The following is a 20,147-nucleotide window of genomic DNA, read 5'->3' as shown; positions in this document are numbered from 1 at the left end:
TCGGCATCGTGCTGCTCGCCGTCATCCTCGACCGCGTCACCAAGGCCGCGCTCGCCCGCATCAACGCGGCACAGAAAAGTTAAGGAGACCGGCATGACGACCAAGGAAAAACCCCCGGTCAAGGTACAGATCCGGAACCTCTACAAGATCTTCGGCAGCAATCCCGCCTCGGTTCTGCCTCATGTCGAGAAGGGTCTCGGCAAGACCGAACTGCTGGAACAGCACCAGCACGTGCTGGGCCTCAACGACATCAACGTGGATGTCCGCGAGAGCGAGATCACCGTGATGATGGGCCTGTCGGGGTCCGGCAAGTCGACGCTGATCCGGCATCTCAACCGGCTGATCGACCCCACGGCCGGCAAGGTGCTGGTCGAAGACGAGAACATCCTCGACTTCAACGAGGCGCAGCTGCGCCGGCTCCGCCAGGAGAAGATGTCGATGGTGTTCCAGAACTTCGCCCTGCTGCCGCACCGCACGGTGCTGGAAAACGCCGGCATGGCGCTGGCCGTGCGCGGGTATACCCAGGCCGATTTCGAGGACGAGGCCAACAAGTGGCTCGACCGCGTCGGTCTCGGCGGCTACGGCAGCCAGTATCCCCACCAGCTCTCGGGCGGGCAGCAGCAGCGCGTGGGCCTGGCCCGCGCGCTGACCTCGAATTCCGAGATCATGCTGATGGACGAGGCGTTCTCGGCGCTCGACCCGCTGATCCGGACGGACATGCAGGATCTGCTGCTGGAACTCCAGGCGGAACTGCGCAAGACCGTGATCTTCATCAGCCACGATCTCGACGAGGCGCTGAAACTGGCCGATCACCTGGTGATCCTGAAGGATGGCTACGTGGTTCAGCAGGGCGAGCCGCAGGAAATCCTGCTGCACCCGAACGATCCCTACATCGTGGACTTCATCAGCGACATCAACCGCGCCCGGGTGCTGCGCGTGCGCTCGATCATGGAACGGACGACCGAGCCGCCCGCCGATGCCGCGGGCGAGGTCGACCATGACGCGACGCTCGAATCGGTGATCGCGATCTCGGGCGGCGACACCTCGCATGCCTACCGCGTGATGCGCGAGGGCGAACAGGTGGGGATGCTGGACATGCAGGCCCTCGTCCGCGCCCTCGTCCCGGCCCAGGCGGCCGAGGACGGCATCCGCGCCGGCAGCTGAGCCATGGCGGGCGGCGGGCGATCAGGCGCCCGGCCGTCCGCCCGCGCGCCGCGCCAGCCAGGTCTTCAGGATTTCCGGCACCACGACGAGCGGCAGCGCCAGCGCCGCGATGGCCAGCCAGTGACCTGCCGCGAGCGGCGCGGTCGAGAGCAGCAGCTGAAGCGGCGCCCAGTAGACCGCCGCCGCCTGCACGCCCAGCATCGCCAGGAAGGCCGCGATCAGCACCGGGTTGGACGTCCAGCCGATCCGCCAGCACGGCTGGGTAAAGGAGCGGAACGCGAAGACGCTCACCTTCTCGAAGACGACCATGCCGGTGAAGGCCGCGGTGCGCGCCAGCGTCGTATCCCCGCCCCCGGCGAGGACCGCGTAGAAGATCGAGAGGCTCGCCGCCGCGGTATAGAGCCCGAAGCCCAGGATCATCAACAGCCCCGCACGCCCGAGGATCGGGCCTTCGGCCGGGCGTGGCGGGCGATCCATCTGGTCGCGCCGCGCCGGCTCCAGCCCCAGCGCGACCGCCGTCACGCCGTCGGTGACGAGGTTCATCCAGAGTATCTGCGTGGCGAGGAACACCAGCGGCCCGCCCAGCATCAGGTTCACCATGATGGCCAGCACCTCGCCGGCGTTGGACGACAACAGGTAGCGGACGAATTTCTGCACGTTGCTGAACTGGCGCCGCCCCTCGCGCACGGCGCGGACGATGGTGGCGAAATTGTCGTCGAGCAGCACCAGGTCGGCGGCGTCCCGCGCCACGTCCGTGCCGCGCTGGCCCATCGCCACGCCGATATCGGCGCGCTTCAGGGCCGGCGCGTCGTTGACGCCGTCGCCGGTCATGGCGACGATCTGTCCCTGCGCCTGCAGGATCTCGACGATCCGCATCTTGTGGGCGGGGGCGCTGCGCGCGAAGAGCGGCGCGCCCGCGAGAATCTCGCCAAGCTCCGCATCGCCGATCTCCTCCAGCTCGGCGCCGGTCAGGACCCGGTCCACCGGCATACCGAGCCGTCGCGCGATCGCGGCCGCGGTCACGGGCGAGTCGCCGGTGATCATGACGGTGCGGATGCCGGCACTGCGGCAGAGCCGGACCGCCTCGGCGACCTCTGGGCGGGGCGGGTCGATCAGCCCCGCAAGACCCAGGAACTCGAGGTTTTCCTCGGCGGTGTCGTCAGGCCCCGCGGCGCCACGGCGCGCGAAGGCGATCACGCGCAGCCCCTGCTCCGCCATCTCCGCGTAGGCATGCTCGATCCGCACCCGCGCCTCGGGGTCCAGCGGCGCGGTCCCGCCCGCCCCGCGATAGCGCCGCGAGACCGCCAGCACCTGCTCGGGCGCGCCCTTGACCAGCAGCGCGTGGCCGCCCTCGCCGTCGCGCATCACGACGCTCATGCGCTTGCGGTCGCTGCTGAAGGGGATTTCCGCGACGATCGCGCCCGCGCGGGGCAGCGGGGTCCAGCCCTTGTAGGCCAGCGTCATCAGCGCCCCTTCTGTCGGCTCGCCCAGCATGCGCCAGTCGTCGCCGGCACGCTCCAGCCGGGCGTTGTTGCAGCCGGCGGCGACCTCGAGCAGCCCGCCCAGGTCGGCGTCGTCCCCATGCCGGACATGGCGGCCGTCGCGCTCGATATGGCCCGCGGGATCATAGCCGGTTCCGGTCACCCGGTAGCGTCCGCCCGGCAGCCATATCTCGGCCACAGTCATCTTGTTCTCGGTCAGCGTTCCGGTCTTGTCGGTGCAGATGACGGAGGCCGCGCCCAGCGTCTCCACCGCTTGCAGGCGCCGCGCCAGCGCCTTGCGCCGCACCATCGCCGAGGCGCCGAGCGCCAGGGTGATCGTCACCACCGCCGGCAGACCCTCGGGCACCACCGCCACCGCGAGCGACAGCCCGGTGAGCACCATGTCGATCGGGGGACGGCCGCCCAGGAAACCGAGCGCGGCGATCAGCCCGCCCAGGGCAAGCGCGGCCAGCCCCATCTGGCGGGCCAGCCGCGAGAGCTGGCGCTGCAGATGCGTGGGCTGCGTGCCGACCGACCCGGTCAGCACGGCGATCTCGCCGAACCCGGTCCGGCTGCCGGTGGCGGTGACCACGCCCTCGCCCCGGCCCGCCACGATGGAGGTGCCCATGAAGACCTCGGCCGCCGCGCCGTCCTCGGCGGTCTTGGGGACAGGCAGGGATTCGCCGGTGAGCGCACTCTCGTCGGCCTGCAGGGTCATCGCGGTCGAAAGCCGGATATCGGCCGGCACGCGATCGCCCGCCTCGAGGATGACGACGTCGCCGGGCACCAGCGCGCGGGTCTCGACATAGGTCTCCTGCCCGTCGCGCACGACACGGGCCCGCGGGCTGAGCATGCCGCGCAACGCGGCCAGCGCCGTTTCCGCCCGCCATTCCTGCACGAAGCCCAGAACGCCGTTCAGCAGCACCACAAGCGTGATCGCCACGGTGTCGATCACCTCGCCGAGAAAGAAGGCGACCGCGGCCGCGACGATCAGGATCAGCACCAGGAAGCCGGTGAACTGGCGGGCCAGGATGGCCAGCGCCGAGACAGGCTGCGCCTCGGCCAGCGTGTTCGGGCCATACTCCGCCAGCCGTCGCGCGGCCTCGGCGCTGGTCAGCCCCGCGCGGTCCGCCGCCGCGCCGCCTGCCGTTTCGGTCTCGCCCTGCATCGCCCGACCCGTCTGCCCCTCGCCGCGCATCTTACCCGGATTCGGCGAGGAGTAACGCCCCCTCGCCGCATTTCGGGGCCGGGGATGGTCTCAGCGCCGGAACCGGCCGAAAACGATGGGCGCGAGCAGGATCACCACCATGATCCGCAACAGGTGATGGGTCACCACGAAGGCGAGATCGGCCCCGGCGAGGATCGCGATGATCACCATCTCGGCCTGCCCGCCCGGCAGGAACGCCAGCAAGACCTCCAGCGGTTCGGCCGGGCTGAACTGCAGCACGATTTCCACGATGGTCAGGCTGACCAGCGCCAGGATCACGGCATAGCCCAGCCCGGCGGTCACGTCGCGGCGCAATTCGCGCGCGGTGATGCCGGCATATTTCGCGCCCACCGCGATCCCGATGAAGAACTGCGCGGCCCAGATGATTTCCGCCGGCGGGCGGTGCTCGATCACGCCGGCAAGGCTCAGCAGCGCGGTCAGGATCAGCGGGCCGAGGATCGAGGCCCCGAAGAGCCCCACGCGTTCGCCGATCTTCCAGCCGGCGACGCCGGCGGCGGTCATCACGGCGATTTCCCAAAGCGGGATGGCGCTGGCGGGTTCCCCCGGTGGACGGGTCAGGTCCAGGTCATAGGCCAGCGTCAGGACGAAGGGTGCGGCGGTCACGATCACCAGCACCCGCGTCGCGTGCACCAGCGACAGCGCGCGCGGATCGCCGCCCGCCTCCTCGCCGAAGACCAGCATGTCCTGCAGGCCGCCCGGCATCGCCGAATAGAAGGCCGTGGGCGGGTCGAACCCGGCCACCCGCCGGAAGAAGACATAGCCGGGCAGACCCGTGGCGACGACCAGGACCGGGATCACCGCCAGCGACGCCGCCATGCCGGGCACCTGCCCCAGAACCTCGGGCGTGATCGAGGCGCCGATGGCGACCCCCAGGAAGGTCCGCATGAAGACGCCCGCCACGCCCATGCCGGCCATCCGCGCGCCCGACAGGGCGAAAACGAGGCAGCCCGCCATGGGGCCCAGCAAGAGCGGCAGCGGCAAGCCGGCCAGCAGGAAGGCCGCGGCCCCGAGGACCGCGGCCAGCAGCGCCGTTCCGCGTTTGCGCCAGAGCGCGCGGGTGGTCTCAGTCACCGTCGGCCACGCCTTTCGCCCGGGCCCGTGCACGGCGGGCGCGATAGGCCGGCACCACCACCAGCAGCAGCGCCAGCACCAGCAGCGCCAGCGTCATCGGCCGCTCCATGATGAACCCCGCCCCGTCATAAAGCTGCATGGACCGGGCGAAGTTGTCCTCGAGCATGCGGCCGAGGATGAAGCCGATCAGCAACGGCGCCAGCGGGTAATCGGCAAAGCGCAGGATGGTGGCGACGACGCCGATGCCCACCAGCAACAGCAGTTCGGTCGCGTTGTTCTGCCCGATATAGCTGCCCATCATCGTGAAGAAGAGCACGAAGGGAATGAGGAAGTTCCGCGGTACCGAGAGCAGCTTGGCGATGTAGGGGATCAGCGGCAGGTTCAGGATCAGCAGGATCACGTTGCCGAGATACATCGAGATGATGACCGCCCAGAAGATCTCGGGGCTGTCCACCATCAGCCGCGGCCCCGGCGTGACGTTGAGCGCGATCAGCGCCCCGAGCAGGATCGCCGTGGTCCCCGAGCCGGGAATGCCGAGCGTGAGAAGCGGCACGAAAGAGCCGGTGGAGGCCGCGTTGTTGGCCGATTCCGGCGCAGCTAGCCCCTTGATCGAGCCCTTGCCGAACTCCTTCTGCTCTTCGGTGGAGGCGATGTTGCGCTCCACCGCGTAGCCGAGGAAGGAGGCGATCGTCGCGCCCGCCCCCGGCAGAACCCCGATCAGGAACCCCTGCACCGACTGGCGCCCGACGACCGGCGCGATCTGGCGGGCCTCGTCGCCGGTGATCCGGAGCCCGGTGATCTTGCCGCCCTTCTCGCCTTGGGGCGTCTTCGACCGGGACGGGTCGAGCACGAGGAAAATCGCCTCGGGCAGCGCGAAGATGGCCATGGCCAGGGTGATGAAGTTGAAGCCCGACTGCAGGTCCATCAGCCCCATGGTGAAGCGCGGCATGTTGAACAGCGCGCCCTCGCCCACCGTCGACATGATCAGCCCGGCCACGGTCATCAGCAGCGCCTTGCCAACCTGCCCGGTCCCGGCGAAAGCCGCGATGGCCGAGAGCCCGACAACCATCAGCGCGAAGTATTCGGCCGAGTGGAACAACAGCGCGACCGAGGCGAGCGCCGGCGCGAAGATCATCAGGAGCACGGCGCCGATGGTGCCGCCCGCGAAGCTGGAAATCGCGGCGATGGTCAGCGCCTTGCCGGCCTTGCCGGCACGCGCCATCGGGTAGCCGTCGAAGCTGGTGGCCACGGTGCCGGCCACCCCCGGCGCGTTCAGCAGGATCGACGAGGTCGAGCCGCCGAAGATCGCGCCGTAATAGACGCCCGCCAGCAGGATCAGCGCCGCGGAGGGGTCGCCGATCCCGATCGCGACCGGGATCATGATGGCGATGATCGACATCGGCCCGAGCCCCGGCAGCATCCCGATGAAGGTGCCGATGAGGCAGCCGCCGATGACCATGAGGATGTTCGTGACGGAGAAGGCCGTGGACAGGCCGATCAGGATGCCTTCGAGCATGTCTCTCTCCTCAGAGGAAGGCGGGGAACGGGCTCAGGAAGATGCCCAGCACCTCCTGGACCAGGTACCAGACGCCGCCGGACGCGACGGCGGAGGCGACCAGCATGGTGATCCAGCGCCGTTCGCCCAGAAGCGCGCTGGCCAGCACCAGGAAGAGGAAGGTCGCGGCCAGGAAGCCGATGGGGCGCAACAGCAGCGCGTAGGCCACCATCATCACCATCAGCCAGATCGCCTGCCCGAGCTCGTATTCGTGGAGGCGCCGCCAGTTGATGTCGGTCGGGCTGTCCTCCTTGGCGCCGCCGGGCTTCTCGATCCCGGTCAGGATCACCAGCGACACGACCACGCCCAGCACGGAAAGCACCTTGGGAAAGGTGGAGGGCCAGACGGGGTTGCGCTGCATGAAGGGCGGCAGGAAGGCGTCCATCAGCATGAAGGCCGAGTAGCCGTAGACGAGGCAGATGATCAGGAATATCAGCGCGATCCAGCGATCGAGGGCCATCGCGACGCTCCTTTTGCGGGTCGGGTTGGCAGCGGCCCTCCCCCGCATCCGCGGGGAAGGGTCCATTGGCAGTCAGCCGGCGGGATCGATCAGAGGAAGCCGAGCTTCTTCATCAGGTCGCCGATCTGCTTTTCCTGCTTTTCGAGGAAGCTGCGGAACTCGTCGCCGGGGTTGTGGATGTTCACCCAGCCGTTCCGGGCGCGCACTTCTTCCCAGGCGTCGGTCTCGTACATGGCGTCGATCGTCTCGAGATAGGCGTCGAGCTTTTCCTGCGGTAGGTCCGGCGCCGCGAAGAAGCCGCGCCAGTTGACGAAGCTTGCGTCGATGCCCTGCTCCATCATGGTCGGCGCGTCCCCGTAGGTCGGCACGCGCTCCTCGGCGGTCACGCCCAGGATCTTGACCTCGTCCTGCCGCGCCAGGTCGACGGCCTCCGAGAAGCCGGTCGAGAGCGCGTCGATCTCGCCCGACAGGAGCCCGGCCATGGCCTTGCCGCCGGCGTCATAGGCGATGTAGTTGAACCCGGTCGGATCCTCGCCCGCGGCTTCCATGACCATCGCCGCGACCAGGTGATCCATGCCGCCCGGCACCGACCCGCCGCCGATCGCCATGTCGGCCGGGTTCTCACGGTAGAGCGCCAGCAGGTCGTCCATCGAGTCAAGGTCGCTGTTCTTCGGCACGACCAGGGCGGCGTAGTCGCCGATGGTCCCGGAGACCAGCGTCAGGTCGCGGAAGTTGTAGGGAAAGACCCCGGTGAGCGAGCGGATCACGATGGGCGTGGAGTTCACCATCAACGTGTCCTCGAGGCTCTCGGCGTTCTCGATCATGTAGTTGATCGCCTTGCCGCCGCCGCCGCCGGACATGTTCTCGTAGGTCGCGGTGCCCACGAGCCCGGATTCGGTCAGCGCCTCGCCGGTGCCGCGCGCCGTGCCGTCCCAGCCGCCGCCGGCCCCGCCGGGGATCAGGAAGTGGACGCTGTCCATCATCTGGTGGCCGTCGGCGAAGGACGGGGTTGCGAAGGTGAAGGCCGCAGCCGCGGCCAGCACGACCCTGCGGGTCACGCTTTGATGTTTCATCGGTATTCCTCCCATTTTGCGCGGGGCCGCATGGCCCTTGCATTCGCCACACTGGTCCGGGAATCTGACATCAACCTGTCAAACGGGAAAATCCGATGCGGTTCCTGCTGATCGAGGACAACGACGAACTGGCCCGCGCCGTGGCCGACCGGCTGGCGCTGGACGGCCACGCCGTCGACATCGCCCGCGATCTGGCGACGGTCGAGGACTGCATGGCCGGCGCGAGCTACGACCTGGTGCTGCTCGACATCATGCTGCCCGACGGCGACGGGCGCAGCTTCCTCGACCGTCACCGCGCCAGCGGGCGCGAGACTCCGGTCATCGTGCTGACCGCGCGCAGCCAGGTGTCCGACCGCGTCTCGATGCTGGATCTGGGCGCGGACGACTACATCACCAAGCCCTTCGACTTCACCGAGCTGGAGGCGCGCTGCCGCGCCGTGCTGCGCCGGCGCCAGGGCACCGCGCGCAACGAACTGAGCTTCGGCGACCTGGTCTTCGACCCGCTGAACGCCGTGGTCACCGTGGCGGGCGAACGCCAGGACCTGCGCAACCGCGAACTGCGCCTGCTGGAAGTGTTCCTGTCCGCGCCCGGGCGGGTATTCTCCAAGAGCCAGCTCGTCGACCGGCTGTTTTCCTTCTCCGACGACGTGTCGGAGAACGCGATCGAGGTCTATGTCGGACGGCTTCGCAAGAAGCTGCGGGCCTCCTCGGTGCAGATCGAGACCATGCGCGGGATCGGCTACCGGATGACGGGCCCGTGACGGAGCCCCTGCGCGCCAGCGTCTCGCTGCGTCGCCGGCTGGTCCTGCAGCTTCTGCTGGTGGCGGCGATCCTGTCGCTGCTGCTGTATCTGACCGTCAGGACCTTCGCCCAGCAGACCGCGCAGGAGACGCAGGACAACGTGCTCGGCGCCTCGGCCACCTCCATCGCCGAGGAGGTGCGCGCCGAGGACGGCGAGGTGCTGGTCGATATCCCCTACGCCGCGCTGGCCATGCTCGGCACGATTTCCGAGGACCGGGTCTTCTACCGGATCGTCGCCGACGGAACCACCCTGACGGGCTATGGCGACCTGCCGCTGCCGGAGGCTGCCCCCCGGCCCGGCGCGCTCGGCTTCGAGACGCTGGATTATCGCGGGGAACCCGTGCGCATCGCGCGCATGACCCGCCGCATCTCGGTCGAGACCCGCCCGGTCGACGTGGACGTCCTGGTCGCCCAGACCCGCAACCGGCAGGAAGAGATCTCGGCCAATATCTCCAACTCGGCCGCGGTGCTGGGCGTCGGCTTCTTCCTGCTGGCCGGCGGGCTCAGCTGGGCGGCGGCGCAAAGCGCGCTCCGCCCGCTGAACCGGCTGGCCGGATCCGTGCGCCGCCGCGGCCCGCACGACCTGCGCCCGGTGCGCAGCGAGGCGCCGAAGGAACTCCTGCCGCTGCTCGTCGCGCTCAACAGTTTCATGGATCGCCTGCGCGGCGCGCTCCGGCGGACGGAGGATTTCATCGCCGAGGCCGCGCACCGGGTCCGCACCCCGCTGGCCACGGTGCGCGCCAAGGCCGAGATCGCGCTCCGCCAGTCGGAAAGCGAGCCCCAGCGCCAGGCGCTTCGCGACGTGATCCGGGCCGTGGACGAAAGCTCGCGCTCCGCCGGGCAGCTGCTCGATCATGCGATGGTCACCTTCCGCAGCGACCAGATGGCGCGCGAGCCCGTCGACCTGGAAGCTCTGGTGCGCGAGGTGATCCGCGGCCTCGCGCCCACGGCCGACATGCGCGACATCGAGATGCGCTTCGAGGCGCCGCCCGGCACCGTGACCGTCGAGGGCGATCCGATCCTGTTGCAGGGCGCGCTGAGGAACCTGCTGGACAACGCGATCAAGTACTCGCCGGCCGACAGCGCGATCAGCCTGCGCATGGTGGTGTCGCCCGCCGAGGCCGGGGTCGAGATCCGCGACCGTGGCCGGGGCTTCGGCGACGTGCCGCTGGACGCGCTGCGCCGGCGCTTCGGGCGCGGCGCCAATGTCGCGGACGTGGTCGGCTCGGGGCTGGGTCTGACCATCGCCGAAGAGGTTGCCGCCGCCCATGGCGGCCGGCTCGACCTTGCCCACAACGAGGAGGGACAGGGCGCATGCGTTTCGCTCATCTTGCCGCGGGCCTGATCCTGGCCTGCCTGCCGAGCTTGGCCACCGCCTTCGAGATCGAGGAAGAGCGCCGCTTCGCCGCCGGCGACGAGGCGGTGGAGCTGCGAATCCTCTCCACCGCCGATCTCGCGGTCTTCGCGCCGGTGGTCGAGGCGTTCCGCACCCGCCGCCCGGAAATCGCGGTGCATTACCGGACCGTTTCCTCGGCGGTGCTCTACGAGGTGATCCGCGGCGGCACCGCCGAAGCCGACATCGCCATCTCGTCGGCCATGGACCTGCAGACGAAGCTGGCCAATGACGGCTTCGCCCGGCGCTACCGCTCGTCGCTGACGGATGCCCTGCCCGGCTGGGCCACCTGGCGCAACCAGCTCTTCGCCTTCACCCAGGAGCCGGCGGTGCTGATCGCCGCGCCCGCCGCCTTCGAGGGGCTGGAGATGCCGGGCAACCGGCAGGAACTGATCGCGCTCTTGCGCGACAATGCCGAGCGGTTCCGCGGGCGTGTCGGCACCTACGACCCGCGCGAAAGCGGGCTGGGCTATCTCTTCGCGACCCAGGATGCCCGGCAGTCCGAGGCCTTCTGGCGCATGGCCGAGGTCATGGGCAGCCTCGACGCGCAGCTCTACGGCAGCTCGGGCGACATGATCCGCGATGTCGAGTCCGGCCGCCTCGCGCTGGCCTACAACGTGCTGGGCTCCTATGTGGGCCTTGGTCCCGGCGTCGAGGTGGTGGAACTGGCCGACTACACCCACGTGATGCTGCGGACCGCGCTCATTCCCGCCAATGCGCAGCGCCCGGCGCTGGCCGGGGAATTCGTCGATTTCCTGATCTCTCCGGCGGCGCGGGAGGTGATCGCGGACCGCACCGGCCTGCCGCCGCTCGATACCGACGACCTGCTGCGAAACCCCGCTTTCCGCCCGATCCGGCTGGGACCCGGGCTAATGGTCTTCCTCGACCAGCTGAAGCGCCGCAGCTTTCTCAGTGCCTGGGTCTCGGCGGTCGTTCAGCCCTGATCCTCGGCAGCCGGACCGGTATAGGTCCAGCGGTATCGCGGCGGGGTCGGCCCCTTGTTCCGACCGCCCTCGCCCTGCTGTTCCCAGGCATGGGCCAGGATGCCGACGGACCGCGACAGGCAGAAGATTCCGCGCGCCAGCGGCGCGGCGAAGCCCAGCTCGGCGAAGATCACCGCCGTCGCCCCGTCGATGTTCATCGGCACGGGCTTGCCCTTGCGCGCGGCCAGTTCAGCCTCCACCGCGCGGCCGATCGCCGCGAAACGCCCCGCGCAGACGCCGTCGGCCGTCGCGTCATCCACGAGCCCCAGCAGCCGCGGCGCGCGCGGATCCGCGGGCTTGTGGAAGCGGTGGCCGAAGCCGGGAACGAACCGGCCCCGCTCTGCCTGCCAGCGGTCGATCTCGGCCCCGGCCGCCCCCGGGCCGCCGGCCGCGTCGATGGCGGTGTAGAGCTCCACCGCCTGCTCGCCGGCCCCGCCATGCACGTCGTCGAGCATGTTGACCGCGCTGGCCATCGCGCCGTTCAGCGGCAGCCCGCAGGTCACGGCCATGCGCGCGGCGGCGATCGACGGGGCCTGCGGCCCGTGATCCACCGCCGCGACGAGCGCGGCTTCCAGCAGCCGGGCCTGCCCGGCGGTCGGGATCTCGCCGCGCAGCATCAGCCAGATCATCTGCGGGAAGCTGAGCCGCCCGATCAGGGTCTGGATCTCGTGGCCCCGGATCGAGATGCGTCCGGGTTCCATGTCGATGATGGCGGTCTGCCACCAGTCCGCGACGTCGCTCATATCACCCCCTCGTCCTTGAGCCGCGCCAGTTCCGCGGCCGCGATGCCAAGCTCACCGTAGACGCTTTCGTTGTCCTGCCCCAGCTCCGGCGGCGGGCTGTCGACCGCTGGCGGCGCGCCGTCCAGCTTCACGCCGGTCCGCACCACGTCGATGCCGCGCCCGACGCCCGGCACGTCGTCGAAATGCCCGAGCATGCCGCGCCCGGCCACCTGCGCGGATGCCAGCACCTCGGGCACCGACAGCACCGCGCCCGCCGGTACGCCGATCCGGTTGAGCGCACGCGCCCAGTCCCGCGCGCCCCGGGCGGCCAGCGCCTCTTCGAGATCGGCGCGCAGCGCGTGGCGGTTGCGCTTGCGATCCTCGCGCGTGGCATACTCGGCCCGCTCGAGCAGGTCTTCGCGGTCAAGATGACGGGCCAGCAGCTCCCACTGCTCGTCCTTGTTGGCAGAGATGTTCAGCAGCCCGTCGCCCGTGCGAAAGGTTCCGGAAGGGGCCGAGGTGGGATTCTCGTTGCCGTTGGGCTGCGGCGTCTGCCCGGCGATCAGGTGGTTGGACACCACCCAGCCCATCGTGGCGATGGTGGACTCCAGCATCGAGGTATCGATGACGCAGCCGCGTTCCGGCGCGTTCAGCGCCGCGGCAACGGCGAAGGCCGCTGTCATCCCGCCGATTGTGTCGGCGATGGGATAGCCCACCCGCAGCGGCGCGCTCTCGGCGTCGCCGGTGATCGACATCACCCCCGACGCGCCCTGGATGATCTGGTCATAGGCGGGGCGATCGCGCCAGGGCCCGTCCTGCCCGAAGCCCGAGATCGCGCAATAGACAAGCCGCGGGTTCACGGCGCGCAGCGTTTCGTAGCCCAGCTCCAGCCGGTCCATCACGCCCGGGCGGAAGTTTTCCACCAGCACGTCGGCGCCTGCCACCAGCCGCTTCAACAATGCCTTGCCCCCGGGCGCCTTGAGGTTCAGCGTCACCGATTTCTTGCCGGCGTTCTGCGCGAGGAACGACACGCCCATGCCGCGCGCGTTCAGCGCCGGGTCGGCCCCGAGCTGGCGGGCGAGGTCGCCGCGGCCCGGGGCCTCCACCTTGATGACCTCCGCGCCCATATGGGCCAGCTGGTGACAGCAGAACGGCCCGGCCAGGACGTTCGTTAGGTCGAGAACCCGGATCCCCTGCAACGGTGTCGGCGCGCCCATGATCCCCCCTCTGCCGGCTATGCGGCCGCACCATCCGGCGTCAAGCTGACACGGACCTGTCGCCGCGGGCCTTCTGCGCCCCGCGATGGACGCCCCGGCGCCGAACGACTACCAAGGGATGGTCGGGCGCGCTTGGGGATCGCGGCATGCGGATCGTCAGTTTCAACGTTCAGAACCTCCGGCTCCGCCAGCGCGCGGAGGGGCCGCACCTGGACGGGGCGCGCGACAGCGACGTGCCCGGGGATGCCGGCGCCGCGGCCGAGGCGCTGGACCCGGTCGACCGGCGGCTGACGGCCGAGATCCTACGGGCCGCCGACGCCGACCTGGTCGCGCTGCAGGAGGTCTTCGACCGCGAGACGCTCGATTTCTTCCACGATCGCTATCTCGTCCCGTCCGGCGCGGCGCCCTATCCGCACCGCGTCTGCCTGCCCGGCAATGACGGCCGCGGGCTCGACGTCGCGGTGATGAGCCGCCGCCCGCTCGACGCCGTCGAGAGCCACGCGGCGCTGCGGCCGGCCGATCTCGGGCTCGCGCCCCCGCCCGGCACGGCCCCCGACCTGCCGCTGTTTCGCCGCGACTGCCTGCGGGTGCGGGCCGGGCGGCTCGATCTCTACGTCTGCCACTTCAAGGCGCCGACCCCGGACGCGGCCGCCGCCTGGGCCGTGCGCCGAATGGAGGCCGAGGCCGTGCGCCGGCTCATCACGCGCCGGTTCGAAGACCCGGCCGAGGCGTTCTGGCTGATCGCCGGCGACCTTAACGAGCCAGAGGCGCCGCTGCCGGGCCACGGTCCCGCGACGGCGCCGTTGACGCGGGATTTCGGCGTGGATCTCATCGACCGTCTTCCAGACGCCGAGCGCTGGTCGTTCCGCGGGCCGGAAACCGGGCATTACGGACGGCCCGACGCGCTGCTGGCCGCACCCGCGCTGGCGCGCGCCTGGCCCGACGCCATGCCCCGCATCCTGCGCCAGGGGCTGGGCCGCGAGGTCACCCGCCACGACGGCCCCAGGCTCGAAGGCGTCGGCGACCACCGACCGCATGCCAGCGATCACGCGGCGGTTCTGGTGGATTTCCCGGGGCTCTGAAGGATCAGCCGGCGGCCTCGACCACGCGGCTTTCCAGCGCGATCAGCGCCGCGTGGGTGCGGTTCTTGGCGCCCAGCTTCTGCATGAGGTTGCGCATGTGCATCTTGACGGTCACCTCGCTCAGCTCGAGATGACGCGCGATTTCCTTGTTGCTCATGCCTTCGCAGAGCCCGGCGAGCACCCGGCGTTCCTGGCCTGTCAGCCCGCTGGCCGCCTTGCCGGTGGCCTGCACGGTGCCGTCGTCCTCGTGGATGCTGGACGGCAGGAAGACCTCTCCGGCCAGCACGAAATTGACGGCATTGATCAGCGCGCGGGGCGACAGCGATTTCGGCAGGAACCCCTTGGCCCCGGCCGAAAGCGCCGCGAAAACGACCTCGCGCGACGCGTTGCCGGACAACAGAACCACCGGTTCGGGATGGTTCAGCTCGACCGTGCGCGCCACGTCGGGCACGCCGCGGACGCCCGGCATGGCGAAGTCCAGCAACACCGCGTCGAAGGGGCCGTCGCGCTCGATGGCGGTATGCACCTCTTCCAGCGTGCTGCAGGTCGATGTCACGAAACCGGACTGGCGGTTGAGATAGAGCGCGAGGATGTCCCGCACGAGCGTCTCGTCGTCGGCGATCAGGATACGCCGGCGCTGCGCCGTATCCGCGGCATCGATATCGGAAAAAATGTCACCCAAGGAACCTGAGCCTCCACGCTCTTATAGCCTTAGGGCAGTTAGCCCGATTTGCCGCATGGCAGCCAGCCTGCATTTCGTGGGCAGCCGGAAACTCTTTAGGGTGTATTCGACACTAATTTGATTTCTTGAGGCAGGTATGTATATCGCCGCAAATGGGGGCGATAGATGCTAAGGAACACAGCGGGGAGATACCTCTTGGAAACCGATACATTGCGGCCGACCAGCCGTGGCCTGGCCGCGCTGGCCGCGCTGGCCCTTGCGACAGCGGTGGTGTGCGGCGGACAGGCCCGCGCCGAGGAGCCGTTGCTGACGATCACCGCCGCGGACGGCGCGGCGGGGGCGGCGGATTTGACCCGCGCCGACCTCGTGGCGCTCCGGCAGGTGACGTTCGAGACCGGGACGATCTGGACCGAGGAGCCGCGCAGCTTCACCGGACCGCCGCTCTCGGCCGTTCTGGACGCGGCCGGGGCGGCGGGCGGCGAGATCCGGCTCGTGGCGCTCAACGATTACGCGATCTCGATCCCGATGTCCGAGATCGGCGCGGATTACCCCATCGTCGCGCACGAGATCGACGGCGCGCCCTTCCCGGTGCGGCAGAAGGGTCCGCTCTGGGTGGTCTACCCCTACGACCAGGACCCCGCCTACCAGAGCGAGGTCGTCTACGGCCGCAGCATCTGGCAGCTCCGCGAGATCACGGTCCAGCCCTGAGCCATGACCGGCGCCCCGGATAACGCGCCGGCCCGCCCCGGTGCCGGGGCGCGCCCCGTCCCGCGCCGGGCGATCCTGGCCGGGACGGTCCTGCTTTTCGTCGCGGGGCTCGCGGTCCTGGTCTACGCCCTGGTGCGGATCGACGAGCAGCTGGAGCGTGCCGCGACGGCCCAGTCCGACAACGCCACCTGGGTGCTCGCCCAGCTCGAGGTCGATTACCTCAACTTCCTGCGCGCGATGGACACGGCCGAAGAGGCCGGCGATCTCGGCGAGGTGCGGCTGGCCTTCGACATTCTCTACAGCCGCGTCGCGCTGATCCGGAACAGCGATGCGCTCGACCGGCTCATCGGCGAGGTCGGCATCCTGAGCCAGCTGGACAGCGTCATGGCCTTCCTGGACAGCCAGACCGCCGCCATCGACGGCCCCGACGCGGGGCTCGCCGCGGCGTTGCCGGAACTCCAGCGCCGCACGCTGGCCTTCGACACGGTGATGCGCGAGGTTCCGGTCGCGGCCATGAACGCCATCGTGGCCGTCTCCGAGACCCGGCGCGCCCAGCTTTCGACCCTGCTCAAGACGTTTTCGGTCTTCGCCTTCATCCTTCTGGTGACGATGGCGCTCTTTGCGCTCTGGACGCTGCACCAGCGCCGGATCGCCAATGAGCGCGCGATCCAGAGCGAACGGACATCGTCCAATTTCCGCACCATGATCGAGGCCTCGCTCGACGCCGTGATCGTCAGCGATGCCGACGGGCGGGTGACCCATTACAACAGCGCCGCCGCCAAGATCTTCGGCTACCCGGCATCGCAGGCGATCGGCGGGCAGATGTCCGAGATGATCATTCCCGAGGCCACGCGCCCGATGCACGACGCCGGCATGCGTCGCTTTCTCGCCGGCGGGCCGTCGCGGGTCATCAATGCCGGGCGGCTGACCCTGACGGCGATGCGCGCGGGCGGCACGGAGTTTCCCGCCGAGGTCACCGTCGCCTCGGACACCGACGAGGTCGGCGCGCCGATTTTCATCGGCTATGTCCGCGACATCTCCGAGCGCGTCGCCACCGAGCGCCAGCTGACCGAGGCCCGCGACGCCGCCCAGCGCAGCGAACAGGTCAAGTCGCGCTTTCTCGCCGTCATGAGCCACGAACTGCGCACGCCTCTCACCGGGCTGACCGCGGCGCTCGACCTCGCGCTCGACACCGCCCCGTACGACCCGGTGCTGCAGAACTACCTCTCTACCGCGCGGCTCTGCAGCGACTCCGCGCTGGAACAGATCTCGGACATTCTCGAGCTGATCCGCCTCGAGGACGCCGGTCGCGACGAGCCGCGCGCGAGCTTCGACGCCGTGGCGGTCCTCGAGCAACTGCTCGCGCAGATGCGCCCGCTGGCACAGGAAAGGAACACCCGGATCAGGCTGAGCCATCCGGCCGGGACGGTTCCCGTCTTCGGCGTGCGGCGGCTCTATTCCAACGCGCTGCGGAACCTGCTCAGCAACGCGGTGAAGTTCACGACGGACGGCGAGATCCACGTCGCCCTGCATATCGACCGCGAGGGCGACACGCCCCGTCTCCGCGTCGAGGTGGCCGATACCGGGATCGGTATCCCGGCCGACCAGGTGCACCGGATCTTCGAGAATTTCGAACGGATCGACACCGGCTACAGCCGCGCGACCGAAGGCAGCGGCCTGGGCCTGTCCATCGCACGCCGCGCGGTCGAGCGCATGGGCGGCGCGATCCAGGTCGAAAGCGCCGAGGGCCAGGGCAGCCGGTTCTGGTTCGACCTGCCCCTCGGCGACCCTGCCCCGGACCTGCCGGAGACCGACCTCGCCCCCGTGGCCGATGGCGCCGCCGCGCCGCGGGTCACCGGGCCGCGGCGGGTTCTCGTGGCCGAGGACAACGACATCACGCGCCGGCTTCTGGCCGATATGCTGACCGGCATGGGCCACGTCGTGCTGCAGGCCCGGAACGGCGCCGAGGCGGTCGACAAGGCCGTGGCCGACCCCCCGGATGTCGCGTTGCTCGATATCTCGATGCCGGTGGTCGACGGGCTCACGGCCCGCGCCGAGATCGCGGCGCGTTTCGGCCCGGCGGCGCCGCCGATGATCGCCCTGACCGCCCACGGCATGCCCGAGGACCTGGCGCGCTTCCGCGCCGCCGGTTTCGACGATGTCGCGGTCAAGCCGATCAAAAGGGCGGCGCTGGCGGGCCTCGTCGCCGGCGCCGCATCCCGGACCGGGACCGCGGCCGCCGCGGCCGGGACCGGGACAGACGACACGTCCCGGCCGATCCTCGACGAGGAGATGGTGGCGGATATGCGCGCCCACCTGGACGCGGCCACCTTCGCCGGCTTCGTCCGGCGTTTCGTGGCGCATGCCGACGGGGCGCTGCCGGGCGCGCTGGCCCCGGATGCCGGAACCCCGGCCGAAACGCTGCATGCGCTGGCGGGCGAGGCCGCCATGCTCGGGGCCGCGGCCTTCGCGGACGCGCTCCGCGCCGCCGAGACGGACACCCGGGCCGACGCCTCCGCGGTCAGGCAGGCACATGCCGAGACCCTGCGTGCGGTCTGGGCAGAGACCCGGCGCGTCTATTCCGAACGCTTCCCCGGCTCCGAGGAACCGGCCGAAACGTCCTGAGCCATCGCGCGGGCCTGCTGGCGCCGCTCCCGGTGGAAGACGTAGAAGCCCGACGCCAGGATGATCGCGGCCCCGAGCCAGGTCAGCCGGTCGGGAAACTCGCCGAACACCAGGTAGCCCATCAGCGTGGCGCCGATGATCTCGAGATACTGGAACGGCGCGAGGATACTGGCCGGCACGCGCCGGAAGGCCTCGGCGATCATCAGGAAGCTGATCCCCGAGAGCGCCCCCATCAGCGTGAAGTAGGGCCAGATCCCCGGATGCGCGGCCAGCGCCGCCCAGGAGAACCACCCCAGCCCCGCGCCGACCGTCAGCCCCGCGCCCAGGATCAGCGTGGCGTAAAACGACATGCCGCACTGGATCTCGAGCCCCGAGAGGCGCGGCGCGAGCCGTCGGATCAGGATCATGTTCAGCGCGAAGGCCAGCGCCGCGCCGAGCGGCAGGATCGCGTAGACCCCGAATGTCGACCAGCTCGGCCGGATCACGACCACCGCGCCGGCCAGCCCCACGGCAACCGCGAGGTAGCGCCGCCAGCCTGTTTTCTCTCCGAGGATCCAGGCCGAGAGCAGCGTCAGGATCAGCGGCTCGACGAAGAAGATCGAGATCGCCGTTGCGATCGGCATCACCGTGAAGGCCGAGATCAGGAAGACCAGCGTCGCCGCGCTGGTGATCCCGCCCAACGCGAGACCCGGCGCCAGCGCGCGGCGCGGCAGCGCGCCGGTCAGGGCCACGGTCACCGCAAGAAGGATCACGCCCTGGAACAGGAACCGCCAGAACGCGATTTCCACGGGTTGAATCCGGTCGGTCAGCAGCTTGGACATGACGTCGTTCATCGGGACCAGCAGCATGGCCAGTGCCATCAGCACGAAGCCGGCTTCCTTGGTCTGCGGAATGACGCCGATCCAACGCCGCCGCGTCCCGGACGCTGACATGCGAACCTCCCCCGGTTTCACCTGGGCCGCGCCGTTCCCCCGCGCAGGCCCCCGGCAGAGTGGCCGCTGGGCCGACCGGGTGCAAGGGCGCTCAGAGCAGGACGTCGATCACCAGCTTGGCCGCCGTCGCCGCCAGCAGCAGCAGCACGATCCGGTCGAAGGTTCGTGCCGACATGAAGCGCGCCAGCGCATTGCCGAGCGGCATCGCGCCCGCCAGCGGCACCAGCGCGAGCAGGCCGTAGAGAAACATCTCGCCGGTCATCAGCCCGAGCCTGGCCAGAACCGGCACCTGGATCGCCGCCATCACGGCGAAGAAGACCGAGATCGTGACGATGAACTGGGGCCGTGCCAGCCGCATGGCGTTGAGGAAGGTGATCGCCACGGGCGCCGAGATCCCCGTCGCCCCCTGCAGGATGCCGGCCGTCAGGCCCGCCGGCGCCGCAAGCCGCCTGGCGATCGGGAAGGCCAGCGCCCAGCCCGGGTGCAGGAACCGCACCAGGATATAGATCACCACCGCCACGGCGACCGTGATCGCCAGCACGTCCGGCGACAGCGCAACCAGCGCCAGCGACCCGAGCCCGACCCCGACGCCGCCGGCCAGCGCGAAGGCCAGCGTGAACCGGTCCGGCAGGCGATCGGCCCGGTAGCGCCAGATCTGCACCAGGTTGGTCATCAGGTTCGGCACCACCATCAGCGTCACGGCGAAGCGCACGTCATAGGCGGCGGCCAGCACGGGGATCGCGACCACCGGCGCCCCGGCGCCGGTCGCGCCCTTGACCATGCCGCCCAGCGCCAGCGCGAGGAAAACGAAGATCATGATGTCCGCCCTGGCCCCGCTGGCGGGGCGGCGGATCCGGTCTGCACGGCGCGGTTCATGCTGCGCCGCGGGTCGAAAGATGCTGTATCATGCGCGCACTGTCTTACGATGCGGCGCGGAAGTCCACGCCCTGCCGGGTCATTCCGCCGGCCG

The 20,147-nt window shown here is 70.0% G+C and carries 17 protein-coding genes; 7 read left to right on the top strand and 10 right to left on the bottom strand.

The window, feature by feature from the left end; translation table 11 throughout:
• Positions 1–93: 93 nt before the first annotated feature.
• Positions 94–1,164: a quaternary amine ABC transporter ATP-binding protein gene (locus ACQ5SP_RS09725; RefSeq protein WP_430938162.1), complete on the top strand. Its 1,071-nt coding sequence runs from the start codon at positions 94–96 to the stop codon at positions 1,162–1,164.
• A 21-nt stretch (positions 1,165–1,185) separates the two neighbouring features.
• On the opposite strand, the gene ACQ5SP_RS09720 is transcribed toward ACQ5SP_RS09725, so the two are convergent.
• The 5 genes from ACQ5SP_RS09720 to ACQ5SP_RS09700 form a co-directional block, all read right to left on the bottom strand.
• The gene (locus ACQ5SP_RS09720) at positions 1,186–3,813 is read right to left on the bottom strand and encodes a cation-translocating P-type ATPase (RefSeq protein ID WP_430938161.1); all 2,628 of its coding nucleotides are present in this window, start codon (positions 3,811–3,813) and stop codon (positions 1,186–1,188) included.
• Between the two features lie 90 nt (positions 3,814–3,903).
• Positions 3,904–4,944: an AbrB family transcriptional regulator gene (locus tag ACQ5SP_RS09715; RefSeq protein WP_430938160.1), complete on the bottom strand. Its 1,041-nt coding sequence runs from the start codon at positions 4,942–4,944 to the stop codon at positions 3,904–3,906.
• Positions 4,937–6,460 carry a tripartite tricarboxylate transporter permease gene (locus tag ACQ5SP_RS09710; RefSeq protein WP_430938159.1) on the bottom strand — a complete coding sequence of 508 codons (1,524 nt, stop codon included), beginning with the start codon at positions 6,458–6,460 and terminating at the stop codon, positions 4,937–4,939. The genes ACQ5SP_RS09715 and ACQ5SP_RS09710 overlap by 8 nt, the downstream gene beginning before the upstream one ends.
• Before the next feature lie 10 nt (positions 6,461–6,470).
• Complete coding sequence (locus tag ACQ5SP_RS09705) at positions 6,471–6,959, bottom strand: tripartite tricarboxylate transporter TctB family protein (protein ID WP_430938158.1); 489 nt, start codon at positions 6,957–6,959, stop codon at positions 6,471–6,473.
• Between the two features lie 89 nt (positions 6,960–7,048).
• Complete coding sequence (locus ACQ5SP_RS09700; protein WP_430938157.1) at positions 7,049–8,032, bottom strand: tripartite tricarboxylate transporter substrate binding protein; 984 nt, start codon at positions 8,030–8,032, stop codon at positions 7,049–7,051.
• 95 nt (positions 8,033–8,127) lie between these two features.
• Between ACQ5SP_RS09700 and ACQ5SP_RS09695 the strand changes: the two genes are divergently transcribed.
• From ACQ5SP_RS09695 to ACQ5SP_RS09685, 3 genes are read left to right on the top strand one after another with little or no spacing between them, the layout of a single operon-like run.
• A complete protein-coding gene (locus ACQ5SP_RS09695; RefSeq protein ID WP_430938156.1) occupies positions 8,128–8,793 on the top strand; it encodes a response regulator transcription factor in 666 nt (221 codons plus the stop codon).
• On the top strand, positions 8,790–10,178 hold the full coding sequence (locus ACQ5SP_RS09690) for a sensor histidine kinase N-terminal domain-containing protein (protein ID WP_430938155.1): 1,389 nt from the start codon (positions 8,790–8,792) through the stop codon (positions 10,176–10,178). Before ACQ5SP_RS09695 ends, ACQ5SP_RS09690 begins: the two co-directional genes overlap by 4 nt.
• Complete coding sequence (locus ACQ5SP_RS09685; protein ID WP_430938154.1) at positions 10,148–11,170, top strand: extracellular solute-binding protein; 1,023 nt, start codon at positions 10,148–10,150, stop codon at positions 11,168–11,170. Before ACQ5SP_RS09690 ends, ACQ5SP_RS09685 begins: the two co-directional genes overlap by 31 nt.
• Here the strand turns inward: ACQ5SP_RS09685 and ACQ5SP_RS09680 are convergent.
• Both ACQ5SP_RS09680 and ACQ5SP_RS09675 read right to left on the bottom strand, forming a co-directional pair.
• A complete protein-coding gene (locus tag ACQ5SP_RS09680) occupies positions 11,161–11,952 on the bottom strand; it encodes a citryl-CoA lyase (RefSeq protein WP_430938153.1) in 792 nt (263 codons plus the stop codon). The genes ACQ5SP_RS09685 and ACQ5SP_RS09680 overlap by 10 nt on opposite strands.
• Positions 11,949–13,148: a CaiB/BaiF CoA transferase family protein gene (locus tag ACQ5SP_RS09675; RefSeq protein WP_430938152.1), complete on the bottom strand. Its 1,200-nt coding sequence runs from the start codon at positions 13,146–13,148 to the stop codon at positions 11,949–11,951. The genes ACQ5SP_RS09680 and ACQ5SP_RS09675 overlap by 4 nt, the downstream gene beginning before the upstream one ends.
• Positions 13,149–13,294: 146 nt before the next feature.
• Between ACQ5SP_RS09675 and ACQ5SP_RS09670 the strand changes: the two genes are divergently transcribed.
• Positions 13,295–14,230, top strand: a complete 936-nt coding sequence (locus tag ACQ5SP_RS09670) for an endonuclease/exonuclease/phosphatase family protein (RefSeq protein WP_430938151.1) — start codon at positions 13,295–13,297, stop codon at positions 14,228–14,230.
• Between the two features lie 4 nt (positions 14,231–14,234).
• On the opposite strand, the gene ACQ5SP_RS09665 is transcribed toward ACQ5SP_RS09670, so the two are convergent.
• The gene (locus ACQ5SP_RS09665) at positions 14,235–14,912 is read right to left on the bottom strand and encodes a response regulator transcription factor (RefSeq protein WP_430938150.1); all 678 of its coding nucleotides are present in this window, start codon (positions 14,910–14,912) and stop codon (positions 14,235–14,237) included.
• A gap of 195 nt (positions 14,913–15,107) precedes the next feature.
• Here ACQ5SP_RS09665 and ACQ5SP_RS09660 point away from each other — a divergent pair, with 195 nt between their 5' ends.
• Both ACQ5SP_RS09660 and ACQ5SP_RS09655 read left to right on the top strand, forming a co-directional pair.
• Positions 15,108–15,620: a hypothetical protein gene (locus ACQ5SP_RS09660; RefSeq protein ID WP_430938149.1), complete on the top strand. Its 513-nt coding sequence runs from the start codon at positions 15,108–15,110 to the stop codon at positions 15,618–15,620.
• 3 nt (positions 15,621–15,623) lie between these two features.
• Entirely contained in the window at positions 15,624–18,245 is a 2,622-nt protein-coding gene (locus tag ACQ5SP_RS09655) for a hybrid sensor histidine kinase/response regulator (RefSeq protein ID WP_430938148.1), read from the top strand.
• Here ACQ5SP_RS09655 and ACQ5SP_RS09650 read toward each other — a convergent pair.
• Complete coding sequence (locus ACQ5SP_RS09650) at positions 18,197–19,177, bottom strand: DMT family transporter (RefSeq protein WP_430938147.1); 981 nt, start codon at positions 19,175–19,177, stop codon at positions 18,197–18,199. The two genes, ACQ5SP_RS09655 and ACQ5SP_RS09650, sit on opposite strands and share 49 nt — an antisense overlap.
• Before the next feature lie 91 nt (positions 19,178–19,268).
• Positions 19,269–19,994, bottom strand: a complete 726-nt coding sequence (locus ACQ5SP_RS09645; protein ID WP_430938146.1) for a sulfite exporter TauE/SafE family protein — start codon at positions 19,992–19,994, stop codon at positions 19,269–19,271.
• Between the last annotated feature and the right edge of the window lie 153 nt (positions 19,995–20,147).

Origin of the sequence: Rhodovulum sp. YNF3179 (assembly GCF_050586465.1) — a bacterium.
In the GTDB taxonomy this organism is placed as follows: Bacteria; Pseudomonadota; Alphaproteobacteria; order Rhodobacterales; family Rhodobacteraceae; genus CAJXYS01.
Note: the sequence above shows the minus strand (reverse complement) of the source record. Positions and strands in the feature narration are given on the sequence as shown.